This is a genomic window from Kitasatospora brasiliensis (genome assembly GCF_032654805.1).
GTDB lineage: Bacteria > Actinomycetota > Actinomycetes > Streptomycetales > Streptomycetaceae > Kitasatospora > Kitasatospora brasiliensis.
Genome location: NZ_JAUOOW010000003.1, coordinates 13648 through 35013, shown reverse-complemented (window position 1 = coordinate 35013; position 21366 = coordinate 13648). Strand labels below are relative to the sequence as shown.

The 21366-nt window shown below is 74.4% G+C and carries 15 protein-coding genes and 1 pseudogene; 5 read left to right on the top strand and 11 right to left on the bottom strand.

Going from position 1 to position 21366, the window contains the following annotated elements:
- Positions 1-168: 168 nt before the first annotated feature.
- Positions 169-1254 (bottom strand): prephenate dehydrogenase, encoded by a 1086-nt coding sequence (locus QWJ13_RS13095; RefSeq protein ID WP_316524066.1) that lies wholly within the window; start codon positions 1252-1254, stop codon positions 169-171.
- A 327-nt stretch (positions 1255-1581) separates the two neighbouring features.
- Between QWJ13_RS13095 and QWJ13_RS13090 the strand changes: the two genes are divergently transcribed.
- The 3 genes from QWJ13_RS13090 to QWJ13_RS13080 all read left to right on the top strand — a co-directional run bounded on the left by QWJ13_RS13090 (position 1582) and on the right by QWJ13_RS13080 (position 5798).
- Positions 1582-3756, top strand: coding sequence for a mucoidy inhibitor MuiA family protein (locus QWJ13_RS13090; protein WP_316524064.1), 2175 nt, complete (start codon positions 1582-1584; stop codon positions 3754-3756).
- A 3-nt stretch (positions 3757-3759) separates the two neighbouring features.
- Positions 3760-5307 (top strand): mucoidy inhibitor MuiA family protein, encoded by a 1548-nt coding sequence (locus QWJ13_RS13085; protein WP_316524062.1) that lies wholly within the window; start codon positions 3760-3762, stop codon positions 5305-5307.
- Positions 5308-5435: 128 nt separating this feature from the next.
- On the top strand, positions 5436-5798 hold the full coding sequence (locus tag QWJ13_RS13080) for a DUF952 domain-containing protein (RefSeq protein WP_316524060.1): 363 nt from the start codon (positions 5436-5438) through the stop codon (positions 5796-5798).
- A 23-nt stretch (positions 5799-5821) separates the two neighbouring features.
- Here QWJ13_RS13080 and QWJ13_RS13075 read toward each other — a convergent pair whose 3' ends face one another.
- Both QWJ13_RS13075 and QWJ13_RS34350 read right to left on the bottom strand, forming a co-directional pair.
- Entirely contained in the window at positions 5822-6829 is a 1008-nt protein-coding gene (locus tag QWJ13_RS13075; protein ID WP_316524058.1) for a helix-turn-helix domain-containing protein, read from the bottom strand.
- Between the two features lie 268 nt (positions 6830-7097).
- On the bottom strand, positions 7098-7841 hold the full coding sequence (locus tag QWJ13_RS34350; protein WP_432277517.1) for a pseudouridine synthase: 744 nt from the start codon (positions 7839-7841) through the stop codon (positions 7098-7100).
- A 92-nt stretch (positions 7842-7933) separates the two neighbouring features.
- Between QWJ13_RS34350 and QWJ13_RS34345 the strand changes: the two are divergent.
- Positions 7934-8107, top strand: a pseudogene (locus tag QWJ13_RS34345) (23S ribosomal RNA methyltransferase Erm); the annotation flags it as partial.
- A 336-nt stretch (positions 8108-8443) separates the two neighbouring features.
- Here QWJ13_RS34345 and scpB read toward each other — a convergent pair.
- From scpB to pyrG, 8 genes are all read right to left on the bottom strand, one after another.
- Positions 8444-9277, bottom strand: coding sequence for an SMC-Scp complex subunit ScpB (gene scpB, locus QWJ13_RS13065; RefSeq protein ID WP_316524055.1), 834 nt, complete (start codon positions 9275-9277; stop codon positions 8444-8446).
- Entirely contained in the window at positions 9274-10182 is a 909-nt protein-coding gene (locus tag QWJ13_RS13060; RefSeq protein ID WP_316524053.1) for a segregation and condensation protein A, read from the bottom strand. The genes scpB and QWJ13_RS13060 overlap by 4 nt, the downstream gene beginning before the upstream one ends.
- A 221-nt stretch (positions 10183-10403) precedes the next feature.
- Positions 10404-11015 carry a hypothetical protein gene (locus QWJ13_RS13055; protein WP_316524051.1) on the bottom strand — a complete coding sequence of 204 codons (612 nt, stop codon included), beginning with the start codon at positions 11013-11015 and terminating at the stop codon, positions 10404-10406.
- Positions 11012-12079, bottom strand: a complete 1068-nt coding sequence (locus tag QWJ13_RS13050) for a ParA family protein (RefSeq protein ID WP_030245868.1) — start codon at positions 12077-12079, stop codon at positions 11012-11014. Before QWJ13_RS13050 ends, QWJ13_RS13055 begins: the two co-directional genes overlap by 4 nt.
- Before the next feature lie 425 nt (positions 12080-12504).
- Positions 12505-13620 (bottom strand): alanine dehydrogenase, encoded by a 1116-nt coding sequence (gene ald / locus QWJ13_RS13045; protein WP_316524048.1) that lies wholly within the window; start codon positions 13618-13620, stop codon positions 12505-12507.
- A gap of 261 nt (positions 13621-13881) precedes the next feature.
- Positions 13882-15984: a tetratricopeptide repeat protein gene (locus QWJ13_RS13040; protein WP_316524047.1), complete on the bottom strand. Its 2103-nt coding sequence runs from the start codon at positions 15982-15984 to the stop codon at positions 13882-13884.
- 203 nt (positions 15985-16187) lie between these two features.
- Positions 16188-16835, bottom strand: a complete 648-nt coding sequence (locus QWJ13_RS13035) for an NUDIX domain-containing protein (RefSeq protein ID WP_316524046.1) — start codon at positions 16833-16835, stop codon at positions 16188-16190.
- A gap of 124 nt (positions 16836-16959) precedes the next feature.
- A complete protein-coding gene (gene pyrG / locus QWJ13_RS13030) occupies positions 16960-18639 on the bottom strand; it encodes a CTP synthase (RefSeq protein ID WP_316524044.1) in 1680 nt (559 codons plus the stop codon).
- A 719-nt stretch (positions 18640-19358) separates the two neighbouring features.
- Here pyrG and QWJ13_RS13025 point away from each other — a divergent pair.
- Positions 19359-21359 carry a glycoside hydrolase family 15 protein gene (locus tag QWJ13_RS13025; RefSeq protein WP_316524043.1) on the top strand — a complete coding sequence of 667 codons (2001 nt, stop codon included), beginning with the start codon at positions 19359-19361 and terminating at the stop codon, positions 21357-21359.
- The last annotated feature ends 7 nt before the right edge of the window (positions 21360-21366 follow it).

Sequence of the window (21366 nt, the reverse complement as noted above, 5' to 3'; positions counted from 1 at the left end):
GAGCCTGGGCAGGCGGACGGCCGGGGATTGTCTCCCTCAAGGTTAATGGACCGCCGCCGTGACACGCTCCGCCACCCGTCCGGCCCAGCCGATGGCCCCGAACAGCCGCTCCCGAACAGCCGCTCCCGGCCGGTCGGCCCGGCCGGTCGGCCCGGCCGGTCGATCCTCTCAGTCCCGGACGTTCCAGCCGCTCGCCCGCAGCGCCTTGATCAGCCGCTTCACCGCCACCGGCGCCACCGACAGCTGGACGAAGCCGACCTGCTGCCCGGTCGAGTGCTCGATGACGACGTCCTCGATGTTGACCCCGGCCTCGCCGACCTCCCCGAACAGCCGGCCCAGCTCACCCGGCTGGTCGCCCAGCACGACCGCCACGGTCTCGTAGCGGGTGGGCGGCGCGCCGTGCTTGCCGGGGATGCGGGCCTGACCGGTGTTGCCGCGCCGCATGACCGCCTCGATCCCGGCCGCGCCCGCCTCGCGCTCTCCCTCCTCGACGGCGTCCATGGCACGCAGCGCGGTGACGGTGTCGCCGAGGTCCCGGGCGACCGCCTCCAGCACGTCGGCGACCGCGCCGGCGTTGGCGGAGAGGATGTCGACCCACATGCCCGGGTTGGAGGCGGCGATCCTGGTGACATCGCGCACACCCTGGCCGGAGAGCCTTATGGCGGTCTCGTCGGCGTTCTCCAGCCGGGCCGCGACCAGCGAGGACACCAGCTGCGGGGCGTGCGAGACCAGGGCGACGGCCCGGTCGTGCTCGGCGGCGTCCATCACGATCGGCACCGCGCCGCAGAGCGCGACCAGCTCCAGCGCGACGTTGAGCGTGTCGGTGTCGGTGTCGGCGGTCGGGGTGAGCACCCAGGGGCGGCCCTCGAAGAGGTCGGCGCGGGCGGCCAGCGGGCCGGAGCGCTCCCGCCCGGCCATCGGGTGACTACCGATGTAGTGGACGGTGTCGCAGCCCAGCGCGGCGATGTCGCTGCCCGGGCCGGCCTTCACGCTGGCGACGTCGGTGTACCGGTGCGCCAGGTTGCGGCGCTGGCAGTCGGCCAGCACCGTGCCGACCAGCGCGGGCGGGACGGCGATGATCGCCAGGTCCACCGGGCCGTCGGCCGGCTCGGTGACGCCCGCGCCGAGCGACTCGGCGGTGCGGGCCGCGTCCGGGTCGGCGTCCTCCAGATGGACGGTCAGCCCGCGGGCGGTCAGCGCGAGCGCGGCGGAGGTGCCGATCAGTCCGGTGCCGACGACGACGGCAGTGCGCATGGCGGGTCGCTCTCCTCATCACGATTCTCGACAGGTGCCGGAACCGTCCGGGAGCACCCGCGCCCCATCCTCCCTCATCCGCCCCGCCGAAGCCCCCACCGCCCGGCACCTGGGACGACGGCGTCCGGCCGCGCCTGGCACCGGCAACCGCGCCGGGCCCGGCGCCGTCCCACACGGTGCACGCGCCGCACCCGGAAATCCGGCGACGCCCGCCCCGGAGCGGGGCAGACTGGCCGCCCGGGATCGGGGAAGGCGCGGGCACGGCAGCACCACGCACCACACGACCGGCGTCAGGCGGCGGGCGACACGCGAACGAAGGGGTTGCGCATGGACGATCAGCACAGCGACCGGAGCGGGCGGTCCGAACCGCTCGCCGTACCGGCCCACCCGTCGGTCCTGGACTCCGTCGTGGTGTACGCCGAGGGCGCGGTGTGCCGGCGGCGGGCCACCGTCCCGCTCCCGCCCGACGGACGGCTGCGGCTGACCGGCCTGCCCTCCTCCCTGGACGGCCGCTCGCTGCGCGCCCGGGTGCTCGCCGGGCCGACCGGCACCGCCGTCACCGAGGCCCGGCTGGAACTGCTCGCCGAACTGCGCGAACCGGACCGGCTCCCGGAGCTGAGCCGGGCGCTGGACGAGGCCTCCGAGCACCGGGGCTCCCTCGCCGAGCGCCGTCGACTGGTCCTGGCCGCGATCGCCGAGACCTCCGCGCTGCGCGCCGTCCCGCCGCAGCGCCGCCACGACGAGCCGCTGCGCCGCACGCCCGCCGACGCCTGGCTGGAGCTCGCCGACTTCGTCGACCAGCGGCTGGCCCGGCTCCAGGAGCGCGCGGAGGAACTCACCCGGCAGCTGGAGCTGGCCGACCACGAGCGCGACCTGGCCGCCGACCGGCTGCAACGCGAGTCCACCGCCGGCCTGGCCGAGCCGGTCGGGACCACCACCACCGCCCTGCTGACCCTCACCACCGGGAACGCCACCGAGAGCGCCGCCCCGGGCACCGTCGACCTGGAACTGGAGTACGGCGTCCCCGCCGCCCGCTGGGTGCCCGCCTACCGCCTGTCCTACCGGACCGGCTCCGACACCGCCCACCTGGTCCTGCGCGCCACCGTCGCCCAGCGCACCGGCGAGGACTGGACGGGCGTACGCCTCGCCCTGTCCACCGCCGACCTCGACCGCCGCACCGACCTGCCCCGGCTCGCCTCGCTGCGGATCGGCCGCAGCCAGCCCGCCCCGGCGCCCTCCGGCTGGCGCGAGCCCCCGGCCGGCCTGGCCGACCTCTTCACCGGCTACGACGCGGCCGGCGCCGACCGCCCCGCGCCCCGCCGCACCGCCCCGGTCCCGGTGTCGGCCGGTGTCCCGTCAGGAGCCGCCGCACCGCGAGCCGCCCACTTCGGCGGGCCGGCCGGCCCCCGCGCCGAGCTCTTCGCGGCGGCCGAGGCGAGCACCCCCCACGGCGGCGGCCTGCTGAGCGCCGACGAGCCGATGCCCCCGGCCCCGGGCGGCCCAGCCGCCCCCGGCGGCTTCGCCGGCTACGGCGCCCCCGCGCCGACCCCGGTCCCCGTCGCCGCCGTCGCCCCCGCCACACCGATGCCGAAGGCCCCGGGCGGCCTCCCGCCGAGGGAAGCCCGCCGCCGCACCGCCCCGCCCCCGCCGACCGGCTTCGTCCCGGACGCCGCCCTGCTCGACTACCCCGACCTCGTCCTGGCCGGCCCCGAGGCACCCGCCGCCCGGCGCGGCACCCTGCACCCCCGCCCCGAACGGACCGAGCGCGAGGAACTCTCCTGGGCCCTGCCCGGCGGCGACGGCGGAGCGCGGGTGCGCAATCTCGCCCTGCCCCGCCACGCCGTCCCGCCCCGCGTCTCGGCTGGCTCCTTCGACCACCGCTTCGACGCGGCCGCCCCCGCCGACATCCCCTCCGACGGCACCTGGCACACCGTCACCGTCGCCGAGATCCCACTCGCCGTCCGCCCCGAGTACGTCACCGTCCCCGCCGTCGAGGAGAAGGTGTACGCGACCCTGGTGCTCGCCAACCGCGGCGACCAGGCCGTCCTGGCAGGACCGGTCGAGGTCACCGTGGACGACGATTTCCTGCTCACCGCCGCCCTGCCCACCCTGGCGCCCGGCGGCACCCGGCGCCTGGGCATCGGCGTCGCCGAGAGCATCGAGGTGGCGCGCCGCACCGAGCTGCGCGAGTCGACCAGCGGCATGCTGAAGGGCAACACCACCGCGCTCGACCACCGGGTGCACGTCCGGCTGGCGAACCGGCTCGCACGCGCCGTCACGGTGGAGGTCCGCGAGCGGGTGCCGGTCACCTCCGACGCCGAGATCCGGATCGAGGAGCGGGCCGACTGGCACACCCCGGCCGCCGCCACCCCGGACTGCCCGCCCAGCACCCGGCTCTGGCGGGTCGACCTGCCGCCGGGCGGCCGCGTCGAACTGGACGGCGGCTACCTGATCAAGATCCCGGCCGGAAAGGCCATCGTCGGCGGAAACCGGAGGAACTGAGCGATGACCGTCGAGACCCTTCCCCTCCCCGTCACCGCCGTGACCTGTCTGGAGGACCGCAGCCAGGTCGAGCGCACCACCACGGTCGTGCTCGCCGCGGGCGTCCGGCGGCTGCGTCTGGGCCCGCTCACCGCCCTCGCCGTCGACCGCACCCTGCGCGCCGAGTCCGCCACCGACGGCGTCCGCGTCCTGGACGCCCGGCTGGTGCGCGCCTGGACCCCACGCGCCCCGCTGCCGCCCGACCCCCAGGACTCCGAACTGCGCCACCGGCTGCACCGGCTGAAGGCCGAGACCCGCCTGGCCGAGCAGACCCGCGCCCGCCTGGAGGCCCGGCTCGCCCTGCTCGCCCAGCTCTCCGCCGACCTGCTGCGCGAGATCGGCGAGGGCGCCGGCCTCGGCGAGCTCGAACCCAACCGCTGGGCCCGCGAGCTCGGCCGGGTGGACGCCGAGCGCGAGCGCTACGGCGAGGAGCTGCGCGCCACCCACTCCCGGCTGCGCCGCCTGGAGCAGGAGCACTCGCAGGCCCTGACCGCCCTGGACGAAGCCGAGGACGACCCGGCGGAGCTGACCGCCCACCTGGAGCTCACCGTCGAGGCGGCGCAGGACGGCCCGGCCGAGCTGACCGTCTCCCACCTGGTGCCCTGCGCCCTGTGGCGGCCCTCCTACCGGGCGACCTTGGACGGCGACGGCCTGCGCCTGGAGTCGGAGGCGGTGGTCTGGCAGCGCACCGGCGAGGACTGGACGAACGTCCGGCTCACCTTCTCCACCGCCCGCTCCGCCCTCGCCACCGACCCGCCCGCGGTCGCCGAGGACGTCCTGGTGCTGCGCGAGCGCACCGACGAGGAGCGCCGCACGGTCGAGGTCGAGCTGCGCGAGGAGGCGGTCGCCACCCTCGGCCCGGCCTCCCGGCTGCCGGGTGTGGACGACGGTGGCGAGGTCCGGGTGCTGCCCGCCCCCGCTCCCGCGACCGTTCCCGGCGACGGCCGCGCCCACCGGGTGCCGCTCGGCGCCTTCACCGGCCCGGCGAGCAGCGAGTACGCCTGCGCCCCGGAGCTGTCCCCGCTGGTCACCCAGGTGGTCCGGTTCCGCAACGCGGCCGGGCACCCGCTGCTGGCCGGCCCGGTCGAGCTGGTCCGCGGCAGCGGCTTCTCCGGCCGCGGCGAGCTGCGCTTCACTGCCGCCGGCGCCGACGCCGAGCTGTCCTTCGGCAGCTCGGACGGCTACCGGGTGGTCCGCGAGGCGCAGGAGCGCCAGGCCACCGCCGGCCTCACCGGCCGCCAGACCACCAGCCGTACGGTCCGGCTGCACCTGTCCCGCTTCTCCGGCCCGGACGAACACGACGAGCGGATCGTCACGGTGCGCGAGCGGGTGCCGGTCTCCGAGGTGTCCGCGGTCGAGGTGCGGCTGCGCAAGGAGGAGTGCTCGCCGGCCCCGGACGCCTTCGACGCCGAGGGCATCGTCCGCTGGGACGTCCCGCTCGCCCCGGGCGCCCGGCGCACCCTCACCCTGGTGTACGAGGTGTCCGCCTCCGCCAAGGTGGCCGGGCTCTGACCCGGGGACGCCGGGCTCCGGCCCGAGCGGCCGGGCTGCGGCCGCCCCGCGCGGCACGGCGGCGGACACCGCCGTGCCGATGACGACCGCTCAGGACCAAACCGGAGACAACGGGTAGAAAAGGAAGCATGATCCTCCATCTCGCCCCCTTGGACGACTGGCTGGCCGACCCTGGCCGCCCGTACGCCACCGCCTCGCTGCTGACCGACGGGTTCATCCACTGCTCGGCGGACGAGCAGACGGCGCTCGCGGTGGCCAACGCCTTCTTCGCCGACACCCCCGACCCGCTGATGGTGCTGCTGATCGAGGAGTCACTGGTGGAGCCGATGATCAAGTGGGAGGCCGCGCACGGCGCCCCGCCGCCCGGGGCCACCCCCGGCGTGCTGTTCCCGCACATCTACGGGCGGCTGAACCGCACCGCCGTGGTCGGCCTGGAGAAGGTCGAGCGCGGCCCGGACGGCCGCTGGGCCTCGCTCAGCCCCTGGAGCTGACGGGGCGGCCACAGCCACCCCCGCTACAGCCACCCCCGCTCCCGGGCCGCCATCCCGGCCTGGAAGCGGGTGGTGGCGCCCAGCGCGCGCATCAGGCTCTGGAGCCGGCGCTGGGTGGTGCGGGCGCTCCAGCCGAGCGAACGGGCGATCGACTCGTCGGTGAGCCCGGCCGCCAGCAGGCCGAGCAGCTTGCGATGGTCCGCCTCCGGCTCCGACGCGGCGTCCTGCGCGCCGTCCTCCGCCTGCAACCGGACCGCCCGCTCCCACTCCGCCTCGAACAGGGTGTCCAGCGCCTGGAGCAGCGCCGAGGGGTGGATCACGTACGCGGCGTCCAGCACGCTGTCGCCGACGCTGATCGGGATGATCGCCATCCGGTCGTCCGAGATGATCATCTTCATCGGCAGCGCCGGTCGCACCCGCGCCTCCTCGCCGTCCGCGACCCCGGCCAGGATGTTCTTCTCCAGCCGCCCCGGCCAGGCCACCGCCTCCCGGTCGTAGATCGTCCGGAACTTGACGCCCTCGCGCAGCCGCCGCCGCTGCAGGGGCATCGGCGCCACCGGGTCCTGGATGTACGGCGGGCGGTCGAAGCCGCGCACCTGGTGCCGGCTGGTCTCGGTGATGTGCTCCAGCCGCTGGGCGATCGCCTCGCCGCCGGTCAGCACCTCCACCGAATGCGCCGGGTCGGTGTACCGCGAGGCCTCCCGGAAGGCGTCCATCAGCCGGTGCATCTCGGCCCGGGCGTAGCGCAGCTCGGACTCCCGGTGGCCGATCAGGGTCCCGATCGCGACGTCCGGGGGGACGGGCAGGTAGCGGTGCCGGTCCACCGGCGCCCGGGTGGCCATGCCCTGCTGCGCCAACCGGTCCAGGGCGCGCACGCTCTGCTGGAACGTCAGCCCGCAGCTCTCGGCCAGCTCCTCCGCCGTGGACTGCGGGTTGGCCACCAGCGCCGCGTAGACCCGCCCGTCCGGTTCGGCCAGTCCCAGCGCGCCGAGGGCCCGTCCGCCGGCTCGCCCCAGTGCTGCATCGGACACGACGCCCTCTCCCCCCGCTAGCCCGTTTCCCCTGTCGGCCCGGCTCCGCCCCGCTCCGTACGGCCGCGCTGGCGCGGTCCCGCCACCCGGCGGGGCGGTCGCCCGGTGGCCATCCTCGGCCACGGGTCATGGCACTGACAAGGCCATGACCAGCGGTTGCGTCCCGGCTCACACGCCCTGTCCGAAACGTGGACACCCCCCGCCCCGGGAACGCCGGAGCCCCCGGCCGCAGCTCGTGCGACCGGGGGCTCCAAGGATGCGGACGGGCCTACAGCCCGACCTCGCGCATCAGCTGGCCGACCTCCGGGTTGGTCAGGCGGCGCAGCCAGCCCGACTTCTGGTCCCCCAGGGCGATCGGGCCGAAGTGGGTGCGCACCAGCTTCTCGACCGGGAAGCCGGCCTCGGCCAGCATCCGGCGGACGATGTGCTTGCGGCCCTCGTGCAGGGTCACCTCGACCAGGTAGTTCTTGCCGACGTTGGAGATCACCTTGAAGCTGTCGGCGCGGGCGTAGCCGTCCTCCAGCTCGACGCCCTGGGCCAGCTTCTTGCCCAGGTCGCGCGGGATCGGGCCCTGGATCGCGGCCAGGTAGGTCTTGGTCACGCCGTAGCGCGGGTGGGTCAGCCGGTGGGCCAGCTCGCCGTGGTTGGTGAGCAGGATGATGCCCTCGGTCTCGGTGTCCAGGCGCCCGACGTGGAACAGCCGGGTCTCCCGGTTGGTCACGTAGTCGCCCAGGCACTGGCGGCCGTCCGGGTCCTCCATGGTGGAGACCACGCCGGCCGGCTTGTTCAGCGCGAAGAACAGGTAGGACTGGGTGGCGACGGTCAGGCCGTCCACCTTGATCTCGTCGTTCTGCGGGTCGACCCGCTTGCCCTGCTCGGTCACGCGCTTGCCGTTGACCTCGACCCGGCCCTGCTCGATCAGCTCCTCGCAGGCGCGACGGCTGCCGACGCCGGCCCGGGCCAGCACCTTCTGGAGGCGCTCGCCCTCGGGCTCGCCGAAGGTCTTGGGCAGCTTGACGGCCGGCTTGTCGTGCCGGGCGAGGACGGCGTCCTCGATCTTGGCCTGGAGCTCGCGGGAGCGCTGCGGCTGGCGGCGCGGGTCGCCCGGGGCGCCCTGGCCCTCGCGGCGCGGGCGCGGGGCCGGGCCGGGGCGACGGCCGGAGTAGCCGCCGCGGGCCGGGGTGGCGTTGGGGCCGCCGCCGTACTCGGGGCGGTCGTACTTGCGCTCCTCGGGCCGCAGCGGGCGGTCCGGGTAGCGGCGGTCGTCGCGCCGGTCGTCCCGGCGGCCCTCGCGCCGGTCGTCACGGCCGTACGAGCCGCCGCGCGAGCCGGAACCCGAGCCCGAGCCCGAGCCGCCCCGGCCGCCGCCGTAGGAGCCGCCGCCACCGCCACCGCCGTACGAACCACCGCGCGAGCCCGAGCCCGAGCCGCCGCGGCCGCCACCGTAGGAGCCGCTGCCGCCGCCGTAGGAGCCGCCGCCCCGGCCCCCGCCCTGTCCGCCGCGACCGCTACCGCCGCCGCTGCTGTTCCTGCCGTTGCCACTGCTACGCATCAAAGTGTCCGTACGTCGTTCCGTCTGGGATGTGCGGTCGTTTCGGCCGACCTCACCGCCCCCTACCGATCGGGCCCGGCCCGACCGGCCTCGCCACTGCCGTCCGCGGCCTGCGCGGCAGCGGCGGCGACCGCCTCCGCGATCATCGTGCCCTCCAGGGACTCCGCTTCCACGTCGTCGACCTCGGGCAGGAAGGGAGCGAGCTCCGGCAGCTCATCCAGGCCGCGGAGCCCCATCCGTTCCAGGAAGTAGTTCGTCGTCCGATACAGGATCGCACCTGTTTCGGGCTCGGATCCGGCCTCTTCCACCAGTCCTCGCTGTACCAGGGTACGCATCACGCCGTCACAGTTCACACCGCGGACGGCGGAAACCCGAGATCTGGACACCGGCTGCCGGTAGGCGACCACCGCCAGAGTCTCCAGCGCGGCCTGGGTGAGCCGGGCCTGGCGGCCGTCCAGGAGGAAGCGGTCGACCGCCTCGGAGCAGGCGTCCCGGCTGTAGAACCGCCAGCCGCCCGCGACCTGCCGCAGGTCGAAACCGCGGCCCTGGGCCGTGTACTCGGCGGCGAGCTCGCGCAGCGCGGCCGCCACCTCGGCCCGGGGCCGCTCCAGCGCCCCGGCCAGCCGCTCCTCCCCCACCGGCTCGTCGACGACCATCAGGACGGCCTCCAGCTCGGCCCGCAGCCCGGCGTCGGCGGCCCGCCCGGCACCGGAGGTCGGCGGGGCCGACTTCTGGTGCACGACCCGCGCCTCCTCGACCGACTCCCCAGACTCCAGCTGCTCCACCGGCTCCGGCAGCAGCGTGAAGGCCGGCTCCAGCCAGTCCTCGGCGCGCGGCCGCCCCGGCAGCCCCAGCGGGCGCCGCACCGGCCGCCCGCCCTCGTTGCCCTCGTTCATCGCCGCTCGTCCTCCTCGGCCTCTCGCTCGCCCTCGCCCGGCGGCCGGTCGAACTCGTCCGTCACCTCGACCGCCACCCGGCCCTCCTCGGCCACCCAGCGCACCAGCAGCTCCCCGAGCGCCTCCGGCTGTTCGAAGGCGAGCACCCGCTCCCGGTACAGCTCCAGCAGCGCCAGGAAGCGGGCGACCACCACCAGGTCGTCCGGCGCGTCCTCGACCAGCCGCTGGAACGAGGCCTCGCCCAGCTCGGTGAGCAGCCCGACCACCAGGGAGGCCTGTTCGCGCACGCTCACCGGCGGGGTGTGGATGTGGTCCACGTAGACGACCGGCTCGGGCCTGGGCTCCATCGCCCTGGCCGCCAGCTCGGCGAACCGCCGCGCCTCGACGCCGATGACCACTTCGGGCAGCAGCCGCGCGTGCCGGGGCTCCAGGGCGGCGCTGCGGGGCCGGCGCAGCAGCTCGGCCGCCCAGCGCTCGCCGAAGACCGCCGCCGCCCGTTTGTACGCCCGGTACTGGAGCAGCCGGGCGAACAGCAGGTCACGGGCTTCCAGCAGGGCGAGGTCCGCCTCGTCCTCGACCTCGGCCGCGGGCAGCAGCCGGGCGGCCTTGAGGTCGAGCAGGGTGGCGGCCACCACCAGGAACTCGGTGGCGGCGTCCAGGTCCCAGTCCGGGCCCATCGCCCGGATGTGCGCCATGAACTCGTCCGTGACGGTGGCCAGCGCCACTTCGGTGACGTCCAGTTTGTGCTTGACGATCAGGCTGAGCAGCAGGTCGAAGGGGCCCTCGAAGTTGTCCAGCCGGACCCGGAAGCCGCCCCGCGACTCGTCCTCGGTCGCGCTCGCGACGGTGGCGGCTGGTTCGGCGGTGCTGGGCTTGGCGGTTCTGGGCTTGGCGGTTCTGGGCATGGCGGTCCATCTTCGCCCGTCCTCGGCCCGGGCCCCGCCGCGGGGGCCACCGACACGCCGCCCACCGGGCCCGGGCCGACGTCCCCCCGGACGCCCACGGGCCCGCACGGGGCCCTCGGCGCGCGTCCACGGCCCTCAGGGCCGGCGACGGCGCTCCGATCCGGCCGAGGGCCTCCCCGGCGCCTCCTCGACGCCCTGCCGCCCGCCCGGCACCGTGCTGCCTACCGTCCGCGCAGCCGCCGGACCAGGATCGAGGCCTCGCCGCGCTGCTCCAGGTCCGCCAGGACGACCGCGATGGCCTCCCGGACGATCCGCCCGCGGTCCACGGCCAGGCCGTGTTCGCCGCGCAGCACCAGCCGGGTGTGCTCCAGGTCCATGAGCTCCTCGGCGGACACGTACACCGTGATCTTCTCGTCGTGCCGCTCGCGCCCACTGGGCCGGCGCGGCGCGCGGCCGCGCGGCCGGGCCCGCCCGGCGGCACCGGGCTGCTCTTCCGCGGCGCCCTGGTGGGTTCGGCCGGCCGGGGCGGCACCGGCCGTACGGCCGCCCGGGACGGTCTTCCCGGCGGCGCCGGGCCCGGTGGCCGCACCGGGCCGCTGGACGGGCGGCTGCGCGGGCCCCGGCACGGTGGCGGCCGCAAGCTGCTCCGGCGTCGGCTGCCGGTCGTCCTGGGCCCCCTGGGCGGACTCGGCGCCCTCGGCGCCGTCCGGGCCGTTGACGGTCCGCGCGGTCTCCGCTCTGGGTGCCTCGGCGGCCGGACGCGGCGCGAGGGAGGGCGACAGCGCCATCCCCCCGGTGGTCCGGAACAGCTCGTCGGCACCCGGGAGACTCACTCGGCGGGGCGGCACCGGTCGAGCACCTCCCTGGCGAGCTGGCGGTAAGCGGCGGCACCGACCGAGTTGGTCGCGTACGTCGTGATGGGCTCGCCGGCGACGGTGGTCTCCGGGAAGCGCACGGTCCGCCCGATGACGGTGTGGAAGACGTGCTCGCCGAACGCCTCGACGACGCGCGCCAGCACCTCGCGGCTGTGCACGGTGCGCGAGTCGTACATGGTGGCCAGGATGCCGTCCAGGCGCAGCTCGGGGTTGAGCCGCTCGCACACCTTCTCGATGGTCTCGGTGAGCAGCGCGACACCGCGCAGCGCGAAGAACTCGCACTCCAGCGGGACGATCACGCTGTGAGCGGCCGTCAGCGCATTGACCGTCAGCAGGCCCAGCGAGGGCTGGCAGTCGATGATGACGTAGTCGTAGTCGGGCAGCAGCGGCTTCAGGGCGCGCGCCAGCGCGGACTCCCGGGCCACCTCGCTGACCAGCTGCACCTCGGCGGCGGAGAGGTCGATGTTGGACGGCAGCAGGTCCATGCCCGGCACGGCCGTCTTGAGCAGCACCTCATCGGCCGTCAGGCCCCGCTCCATGAGCAGGTTGTAGACGGTGACGTCGAGTTCCATCGGGTTGACGCCGAGGCCGACCGAGAGCGCGCCCTGCGGGTCGAAGTCGACGAGCAGCACCCGGCGGCCGTACTCGGCCAGCGCCGCGCCCAGGTTGATGGTCGACGTGGTCTTGCCGACGCCGCCCTTCTGGTTGCACATGGCGATGATCTGGGCGGGGCCGTGCTCGGCGACCGGCGCGGGGATCGGGAAGTACGGCAGCGGACGGCCGGTCGGGCCGACCCGCTCGCGGCGCTGGCGCGCGGCGTCGGGGGCCAGCGTGGCGGCGTACTCCGGGTCCGGCTCGTACTCGGCGTCCGGGTCGTCGTAGGCGCCGTAGGCGAACTCGCCGTAGGCCAGGCCGTAGGCCGCCAAGTCGGCGTCGTGATCGGTCACCGTGGTCACCTGTGCTGTGTTCTGGCGTGCTTCGAAGGTACGGAGTGCGACCGAGCCGACCTCGGCCGAGCCCACGGAGGGCTGCCGGGCCCCGGGCTCCTCACTCGGCTGGCCGGCGGTGAGCTCCGCCAGTCCTGGCTGACCACCCCCGGGAGCAATTGTCGACTCATTCACAAGTCGTCTTACCTCCTTGGGCATCCAGGACTCTATGTCGATTCGTCAGCGTGGCAGCATGCCGACGGTTTGCGACTCTAGGCCGTTCAAGGCGTTCGCAGCAACACAATCCACGGTAGTGGGCACGATGTGTCGACTATCCAGCGGGCTGCTGTCAAGGGATCAGCGGGCAATCGGCCCAGGTGTTTCCGCGGGCGGGTGACATGACCGACGGATATTGACGACAGAGCGACCTACCCGCTCCACCCGCCGTTCACGGGCACGGCGAAGCCCCCGACCCGAAGGGATCGGGTCGGGGGCGAACGACCGCTGTGCGGTCAGGGGGTTCAGGCGAGCACGCTCTCCAGGGAGACCGACTCCAGGCCGAAGGCCTCGGCGACGGCCGGGAAGGTGATCTGGCCCTCGTGCACGTTCAGGCCCTTGGCGAGCGCGGCGTCGCGGCGCAGCGCCTCCTTCCACCCACGGTTGGCCAGCTCCAGCACGTACGGCAGGGTGGCGTTGGTCAGCGCGTAGGTGGAGGTGTTCGGGACGGCGCCCGGCATGTTGGCCACGCAGTAGAAGACCGAGTTGTGGACCTTGAAGGTCGGGTCGTCGTGCGTGGTGGCGTGCGAGTCCTCGAAGCAGCCGCCCTGGTCGATGGCGATGTCGACGAGCACGGAGCCCGGCTTCATGCGGGAGACCAGCTCGTTGGTGACCAGCTTCGGGGCCTTGGCGCCCGGGATCAGGACGGCACCGACGACCAGGTCGGCCTCCAGGACGGCCTTCTCCAGCTCGAAGGCGTTCGACACGATGGTCTTGACCTTGGTGCCGAAGATGCGGTCGGCCTCGCGCAGCTTGTTGATGTCGCGGTCCAGCAGGGTGACCTCGTAGCCCATGCCGACGGCGATGGTGGCCGCGTGCCAGCCGGAGACGCCACCGCCGATGACGACGGCCTTGGCCGGGTGGGTGCCGGGCACGCCGCCGGGCAGGGTGCCGCGGCCGCCGGCCGGACGCATCAGGTGGTAGGAGCCGACCTGCGGGGCCAGACGGCCCGCGACCTCGGACATCGGGGCGAGCAGCGGCAGGGCGCCGTTCGACTGCTGCACGGTCTCGTACGCGATGGCGGTGGTGCCGGAGGCGATCAGCGCGTCGGTGCCCGGACGGTCGGCCGCCAGGTGCAGGTACGTGAAGAGGGTCTGCCCCTTGCGCAGCCGGTGGTACTCGGAGGCGATGGGCTCCTTGACCTTCAGCAGCAGGTCGGCGGTGGCCCACACCTCGTCGGCGGTGGGGAGGATGGTGGCGCCGGCGGCCACGTACTCCTCGTTGGGGATCGAGGAGCCGACACCGGCGTTGTCCTCGATGTAGACCTCGTGTCCGTTGCGGACCAGCTCATGCACGCCGGCGGGCGTGATGGCCACGCGGTACTCGTGGTTCTTGACCTCGCGGGGGATGCCGACCTTCACGACTGAACACGTCCTCTTGCCATGGGGGTCCCGACCGGAGAAGACCGGTGGGCGACGCGCACGTGGGGAAGCCTCCGGGAAAGCCCGGGGCGGGGATCGCTGCGCGACTGAGTCCGAGTGTAATGAAGCCTAGTCGGCGTGTCAGCCTTCCAAAGTGAATAATTTTCCCGCACACATTGGCAGGTTCGTAGGCTTCCCCTGCGACTTACCCACCAAAGACGTCCCAACCGGGCATATTCGACGATACTCCCGGAACGCCCTTCACCACCCGGCGTCGACGCGTTCCCGCAGGTCCGCGAGGGCCGCCCCGACGGCCTCCCGGCCGTGTTCGTCGCCCAGCCGGCGCAGCACCGCGAGCGCGGCCCGGTACTCCCGGTCGGCCTCGTCGAAGCGGCGCTGCGCGGTGTGCGCCTCGGCGACCCGGGCGAGCAGCCGGGCCTCGGCGGCGTGGTCCCCGAGCGCCTGCCGCAGGCCGAGCGCCCGCCCGTACCAGTCGGCGGCGCGCACCGCGTCGCCGAGCGCCCGGTGGCAGTTGGCCGCGCTCTCCAGGGCCCGGGCGCAGAGCGGTTCGTCGTCGGCGGTCCTGGCGTGCTCCAGGGCGGCCCGGTAGTGCGCGGTCGCCCGGTCCCAGCGGCCCGCCGTCGCCTGGAGGTCGCCCAGGTTGAGCAGCGCGGCCGAGGCCCGGCGGGGGCGGCCGTTGCGCTCGGCGACGGTCAGCACCAGCTCGTGCAGCCGGTAGAGGTCGGCGGGGGCGGCGGCGCCGGTCAGCGGCAGCGCCCGCAGCAGCGCGGTGACCAGCCGCCCGGCCGAACCGTCCAGGTCGCCCTGGCCGATCGCGTCGGCCACCGCTCCGAGCAGCAGCTCCCGCTCACCGAGCAGCCACTCGCGGGCGTGCGCGGCCGAGTTCAGCCGCAGCGGGGCCGGCAGCGGGTCGGGGCCGGGGCCGGCCGACGGGTCGAGCAGCGCGCGGGCCGACTCGGCGAGCCGGACCAGCCGCTCCAGCAGCCGGGCCCGGGCCAGCTCGGTCTCGGCGGGCCGGTCCTCCCGCTCGCGCAGCCGGACCAGCCTCGGGTAGAGCCGCCCTGGCACCCGGTAGCGCGGGGTGCCGTCGGCGGCCGGCGCCTCCTGGCCGAGCAGCTCCCGCTCGGCCAGCGCGGCCAGCGTCGCGGCCGCGTCCGGCGCCGGGCAGCCGACCAGGGCGGAGGCGGTGCGGAGGTCGGCGGTCTGCGCCGGGGCCAGGGTGAGGGTGCGCAGCATCCGGGCCTGGGCGGCCGGCAGCGCGCGGTACAGCAGGGTGAAGGCGCCGAGCAGCGGGTCGTTGTCGGGGACGGGCACCGGCTCGGCCGGCTCCGGGTCGGGCTTCACCCAGTCCGCCGGGTCACCGGCCGTCTCGACTCCGGGAGCGTCCGCGCCCTCCCCTTCCTCCTTCCCCTTCTTCCCGGGCCCGCCCCCCTGGATCGGGCCCGCGTCGAGCACCCCGTCCGTCGCAGCGCCCGTCCTCGCCGTCCTCTTCTTCTTCGGCGTCCCCTTCTTGTTCTCGGGCGTCCCCTCCGGATCCGCCCCGGCGGCCCTGGCGGCCGCCGTCTCCTCCTCCACCACCCGGTTGAGTTCGCGCGCCGCCTCGGTGACCGGCGTCTTCGGATTCCCGCGCAGCCATCCCGCCATCAGCCGCAGCGCGGCCGGCCGGGCGGCGCAGGCCTCGGCCAGGTCCACCCCGCCGACCGGGTCGCAGGAGATCCGGGTGCCGCCGACCAGATCGGCCAGCAGCTCGCCGGAGGCCTGCCGGTCCAGCCCGCCGAGGATCACCGGGTCGATGTCCTCGATCCCGGTGAGCGGCCCGGCCGTGGTGGCGAGCACCAGGCAGCCGGGCTCGTCGGCGAGCAGCGGCCACAGCTGCCCGGCGTCCCGGACGTCGTCCAGCACGAGCAGCACCCGCAGCCCGTCGAGCGCCTCGCGCAGCGCCACGCAGCCCGGCTCGTCCCGCCCGTCCTCGCCGGCGCCGGGCAGCGGCACGGCGGCCTGCGGGTCGAGCTGCTCCAGCAGCAGCCGGGCGGCCCGGGCGGGCGGCACCCGGCCGCCGTCCGGCGCGGACAGCCGGACGAACAGCACGCCGTCCGGGTAGTCGGCGACGACGGTACGGGCGAAGCGGGCGGCCAGCGCCGTCCGCCCGGAGCCGGGGCGCCCGGCCAGCACCAGCACCGGGCAGCGCCCACTCGCCGGACGGGCGGCGGCCGCCCGCAGCGCGGCCAGTTCGGCCCGCCGCCCGACGAAGAGCGCGGGCCCGGCCGGCAGCCTCTCCAGGCCCGGGACGGCCCCGGCGGGCGCGCCGGGGCCGGGGTCCATCGTCGCCGTCTTCCTCGCCACCCGTGCCACTCCCGACGTCATCCCGCGCTCGGCAACCGACGCTCGGCTTCCGGTGCCCGGCCTCCGCGGATCGACGGAGACGGCCCGGGACGTGCGCCCTGTCTGCGAAGCGTAGTTCGACCGTCCGGCTCAGCCGAGGTGACATCCGGTCGTACGAATCCGCAAATCACCCCAACGACTCAACGACCCGACGAAAGGCCCGATCAGCCCTCGAAGGGCCGGGCCGGCCAGGGCGAGTCCGCCGGGCGCAGCGCGTCCAGCCCGTCCGGGCAGGTGAGCGCGGCGTGCACGGCGAGGGTTCCGGTGATCAGCGTCGGGTTGTGCAGCTTCCCGGCCTGGATCAGCGCGATCAGCTCGGGCACCGGCACCCAGGCCACCTCGATCTCCTGCTCCTCACCCTGGGCCGCGAAGCGCTCGCCCTCGGCCGGCGCCAGGTCGGTCGCCAGGAACATCCGCAGCGCCTCGTCGGTGCCGCCCGGGGAGGTGTAGTAGTCGGCGAGGATCCGCCAGCTGCCGGCCTTGCAGTACGCCTCCTCGTACAGCTCGCGCTGCGCGGCGTGCCACGGGTTCTCGCCGGGCACGTCGAGCAGGCCGGCCGGCAGCTCCCACAGCCGCTGGCGCACCGGGTGGCGGTACTGGCGCAGCACCAGCACCCGCTGCCGGTCGTCCAGCGCGAGCACCGAGACCGACCCGGGGTGGGTCTGGTAGTCGCGGCGGGCCCAGCTGCCGTCGGGCATCCGGACCTCCTCGCTGCGCACCCCGGTGACCTTGCCCTGGAACGGCGTCCCGCTCGCCCGGACCTCCCACTCCTCGGCCACGTCGGCGATCCCCTGCCGGCCCTGCTCGTCCATCGCTCTCCCCTTTTCGTCAGTACGACACAATCTAACGCCGGACGGCGGCCCCGCGGGAATCGCGGGGCCGCCGTCCGGTGAACGACCGCTGTCGGTACCGACAGCCGACTATGACGTCCGGGGATTACTCGGAGGCCGCGGTCTTGATCTCGATGGCCGCCTTGACCAGGCCCGCGAACAGCGGGTGCGGGCGGGTCGGGCGGGACTTCAGCTCCGGGTGGGCCTGGGTGGCCACCAGGTAGGGGTGCACCTCGCGCGGGTACTCGACGTACTCGACCAGGTCGCCCTTCGGCGAGAGGCCGGAGAACACCAGGCCGGTCTTCTCCAGGTCCGCGCGGTACGCGTTGTTGACCTCGTAGCGGTGGCGGTGGCGCTCGTCGACGTACTGCTCGCCGCCGTAGACCTCACGGACGATCGAGCCCTCGGCGAGCTTGGCCGGGTACAGACCCAGGCGCATGGTGCCGCCCAGGTCGCCCTTGCCGTCGACGATGGCCAGCTGCTCGGCCATGGTGGAGATGACCGGGTGCTTGGCGGCGGCGTCGAACTCGGTGGAGTTGGCCTCCGGCAGGCCGGCCAGGTTGCGGGCCGCCTCGATGACCACGCACTGGAGGCCCAGGCACAGGCCCAGCAGCGGGACCTTGTTCTCACGGGCGTAGGTGATGGCGCCGACCTTGCCGTTGACGCCGCGGTCGCCGAAGCCGCCCGGGATGCAGATCGCGTCGACGTCGCCGAGCTGCGCCTGGGCGCCCTCGGGGGTCTCGCAGTCGTCCGAGGTGACCCACTTGATCTCGACGCGGGCGTTGTTGGCGAAGCCGCCGGCGCGCAGCGCCTCGGTCACCGACAGGTAGGCGTCCGGCAGGTCGATGTACTTGCCGACCAGGGCGACCTTGACGATGTGCTGCGGCTCGTGGACGCGGCGCAGCAGGTCGTCCCAGGTGGTCCAGTCGACGTCGCGGAACGGCAGGTCCAGGCGGCGCACCACGTAGGCGTCCAGGCCCTCGCCGTGCAGCACCTTGGGGATGTCGTAGATCGACTTGGCATCGATGGCCGCGACCACGGCCTCCTCGTCCACGTCGCACATCATCGAGATCTTGCGCTTGATCGCCTTCGGGACCTCGCGGTCGGCGCGCAGCACGATCGCGTCGGGCTGGATGCCGATGTTGCGCAGGGCGGCGACGGAGTGCTGGGTCGGCTTGGTCTTCAGCTCGCCCGAGGGGCCGATGTACGGCAGCAGGGAGACGTGCACGAAGAACACGTTGTCCCGGCCGACCTCGTGGCGGACCTGGCGGACGGCCTCCAGGAACGGCAGCGACTCGATATCGCCGACGGTGCCGCCGACCTCGGTGATCACCACGTCGACGTCCTCGGTCGCCATCCGGCGGATCCGGGACTTGATCTCGTTGGTGATGTGCGGGATGACCTGGACGGTGTCGCCCAGGTACTCGCCGCGGCGCTCCTTGGCGATGACGGTCGAGTACACCTGGCCGGTGGTGACGTTCGCCGAACCGTGCAGGTTGGTGTCGAGGAACCGCTCGTAGTGGCCGATGTCCAGGTCGGTCTCGGCGCCGTCGTCCGTGACGAACACCTCACCGTGCTGGAACGGGTTCATGGTGCCCGGGTCCACGTTCAGGTACGGGTCGAGCTTCTGCATCGTCACGCGCAGGCCGCGGGCCTTGAGAAGCGCGCCGAGGCTGGAGGCGGTCAGCCCCTTGCCGAGCGAAGAGGCGACACCCCCGGTGACGAAGAGGTGCTTGGTCGTCACGGCGCGGCCGTTCGCTGCCTTGCCGGAATGGGGCTGTGCCAAGAGGGGGCTCCCGTGGGTCGCGTGTCGAAGAAGACGTGGGCGGGAGCTCGGGGGTCGCCGGGCGACGGAGGCCGGCGTCGGTGCGCGGCGCTCTTGGGGTCGTCGGTTCGGCTGGTCCGGGGCGTTTGATCCCGCCGGTCCACGGGATACCAGGGTATCAGTGACGCGACCCGGACGCCGTTCGGCCCGCGCGCGCCTCACCCGGAGCGCGCGCCGGGCGCACCACCGGCGCATCATCCGCCGCACGCGTCACACCGGTCGCACTACCGGCCGGACCGGGCCAGAACGCGACTTCCGTACGGACCATGCCGACTCATCCGGCCGGACCAGACGGAGCTGATCCTTCCGGACCATCCTGCGCCGCGCCCTCGCGATGCGCCGCATTTCCGCCGAATTGCGGCGCCACTCCGGGCTGCGCCCGCGTGCTTCGCCCCTTTCGTCCGTCGTAAGCTGCACGGACGCATCGCCGACAGCACGAGCACGCGGAGGGCGTGGGAGGTCAGGACACTCCCGGTCCCCGATGCGCGACCGGACCTCCTCGTCATTCCCGCTCCTCCCCCACCCACTCCAGGGGCTCGACCGAGCCCCGCGGACACTCCAGCAAGGCCCGCCACCACCCTCGGCGGGCCGGACGTCCCGGGGGTGGACTCCCGGCCCCGCAGACCGCTCGCTCCCTCCGCTCGCCGATGCCCTGACCACATTGCGAACTGGAGATCCACGTGGCCGGCCGTATCGAGGACTACGCACTCATCGGGGACATGCAGACCGCTGCCCTGGTCAGCAGGGACGGGGCGGTGGACTGGCTCTGCCTGCCCCGCTTCGACTCGCCGGCCGTGTTCGCCGGCCTGCTCGGCACCGATGAACACGGCTTCTGGCGGATCGGCCCGGCCGAGGCCGTGCCGACCGAGGTCCCCGCCCCGGCCACCGCCGCACTGCCCTCCGATCCGGGCCGCCCCCGCCTGGCCGACACCGCCGACCTGCGAGTGCCCCCGCCCACCGCCGCCGCCCCCGCGCTGCCCGCCGACCGCCGCCGCTACCGGGGCGACTCGCTGATCCTGGAACAGGAGTGGGACACCCAGGGCGGCACCGTCCGGGTGATCGACTTCATGCCGCCGCGCCCACTGGCCGGCAAGGACGCCGTCCCCCAGGTGATCCGGATCGTCGAGGGCGTCTCGGGCACCGTACGGATGCGCTCGGCGGTGCGGATGCGCTTCTCCTACGGCCGGATCGTGCCCTGGGTGCACCGCGTCGAACAGGCCGACGGCACCCACCGCACCGTCGCCATGGCCGGCCCCGACTCGGTCTGGCTGGACGGCGAGGCCGAGACCTACGGCCGCAACCTCACCACCTACGCCGACTTCACCGTCGGCGCCGGCGAGCGGATCGCCTTCGCCCTCACCTGGCAGGCCTCCCACCTCGACCCGCCCAGGACCCCGGCCGCCGAGGAGCTGCTGGACGCCACCGCCGACTTCTGGCACGAGTGGGCCGACCAGTGCACCTACCAGGGCCCCTACCGCGAGGCCGTGATCCGCTCCCTGATCACCCTCAAGGGCCTCACCTACGCCCCCACCGGCGGCATCGTCGCCGCCCCCACCACCTCCCTCCCGGAGGACATCGGAGGCGAGCGCAACTGGGACTACCGCTACACCTGGCTGCGCGACGCCGCGATCACCCTCTCCTCCCTGCTGCGCACCGGCTACCGCGAGGAGGCCCGCGCCTGGCGCGAGTGGCTGCTGCGGGCCGTCGCCGGGGACCCGGAGAACCTCCAGATCATGTACGGCATCGCGGGCGAGCGCGAGCTCACCGAGTCCTCGCTGGACTGGCTGCCCGGCTACGAGGGCTCCCAGCCCGTACGGGTCGGCAACGGCGCCGCCGGGCAGCTCCAGCTCGACGTCTACGGCGAGGTCGTCGAGGCCCTGCACCTGGCCCACATGACCGGCCTGGTCCGCAACGACCACGCCCACCACCTCCAGCTGCGCCTGATCGAGTACCTGGAGGAGCACTGGCAGGAGCCGGACGAGGGCATCTGGGAGGTCCGCGGCCCGCGCCGGCACTTCGTCCACTCCAAGGTGATGGCCTGGGTCGCCGTCGACCGGACCATCAAGCTGCTGGAGCAGACCCCCGAGGACGACCCCTCCGGCGGCCACCTGGAGCGCTGGCGCGAGCTGCGCGACACCATCCACCGGGACGTCTGCGAGAAGGGCTACGACCCGGAGCGCAACACCTTCACCCAGTACTACGGCGGCCGGGAGCTGGACGCCTCGCTGCTGCTGATCCCCCAGGTCGGCTTCCTGCCGCCGGACGACAAGCGGGTGATCGGCACCATCGAGGCGATCCAGCGCGAACTGTCCACCGAGGACGGCTTCGTGCTCCGCTACCCCACCCACGACGAGTCCGGGAACAACGTCGACGGCCTCTCCGGCCACGAGGGCGCCTTCCTGGCCTGCTCGTTCTGGCTGGCCGACGACCTCGCCATGATCGGCCGGGTGCAGGAGGCCCGCGAGCTGTTCGACCGGCTGCTGTCGCTGCGCAACGACCTGGGCCTGCTCGCCGAGGAGTGGGACCCGCGGCTCAAGCGCCAGGTCGGCAACTTCCCCCAGGCCTTCAGCCATGTGCCGCTGATCGACACCGCCCTGCGGCTGACGGCCTGCGGCGCCGCGTACCTGTCCGCCCAGCCGGACGGACCGGCCGCCGACCGGGTCGAGCAGGCCACCGTCTGACCCCGGC

Bases quoted from the DNA above. Each gene is read 5' to 3' on its own strand.
- QWJ13_RS13095 (WP_316524066.1), bottom strand. From the start codon at position 1,254: ATGCGCACTGCCGTCGTCGTCGGCACCGGACTGATCGGCACCTCCGCC.
- QWJ13_RS13090 (WP_316524064.1), top strand. From the start codon at position 1,582: ATGGACGATCAGCACAGCGACCGGAGCGGGCGGTCCGAACCGCTCGCC.
- QWJ13_RS13085 (WP_316524062.1), top strand. From the start codon at position 3,760: ATGACCGTCGAGACCCTTCCCCTCCCCGTCACCGCCGTGACCTGTCTG.
- QWJ13_RS13080 (WP_316524060.1), top strand. From the start codon at position 5,436: ATGATCCTCCATCTCGCCCCCTTGGACGACTGGCTGGCCGACCCTGGC.
- scpB (WP_316524055.1), bottom strand. From the start codon at position 9,277: ATGAACGAGGGCAACGAGGGCGGGCGGCCGGTGCGGCGCCCGCTGGGG.
- QWJ13_RS13060 (WP_316524053.1), bottom strand. From the start codon at position 10,182: ATGCCCAGAACCGCCAAGCCCAGAACCGCCAAGCCCAGCACCGCCGAA.
- QWJ13_RS13035 (WP_316524046.1), bottom strand. From the start codon at position 16,835: ATGGACGAGCAGGGCCGGCAGGGGATCGCCGACGTGGCCGAGGAGTGG.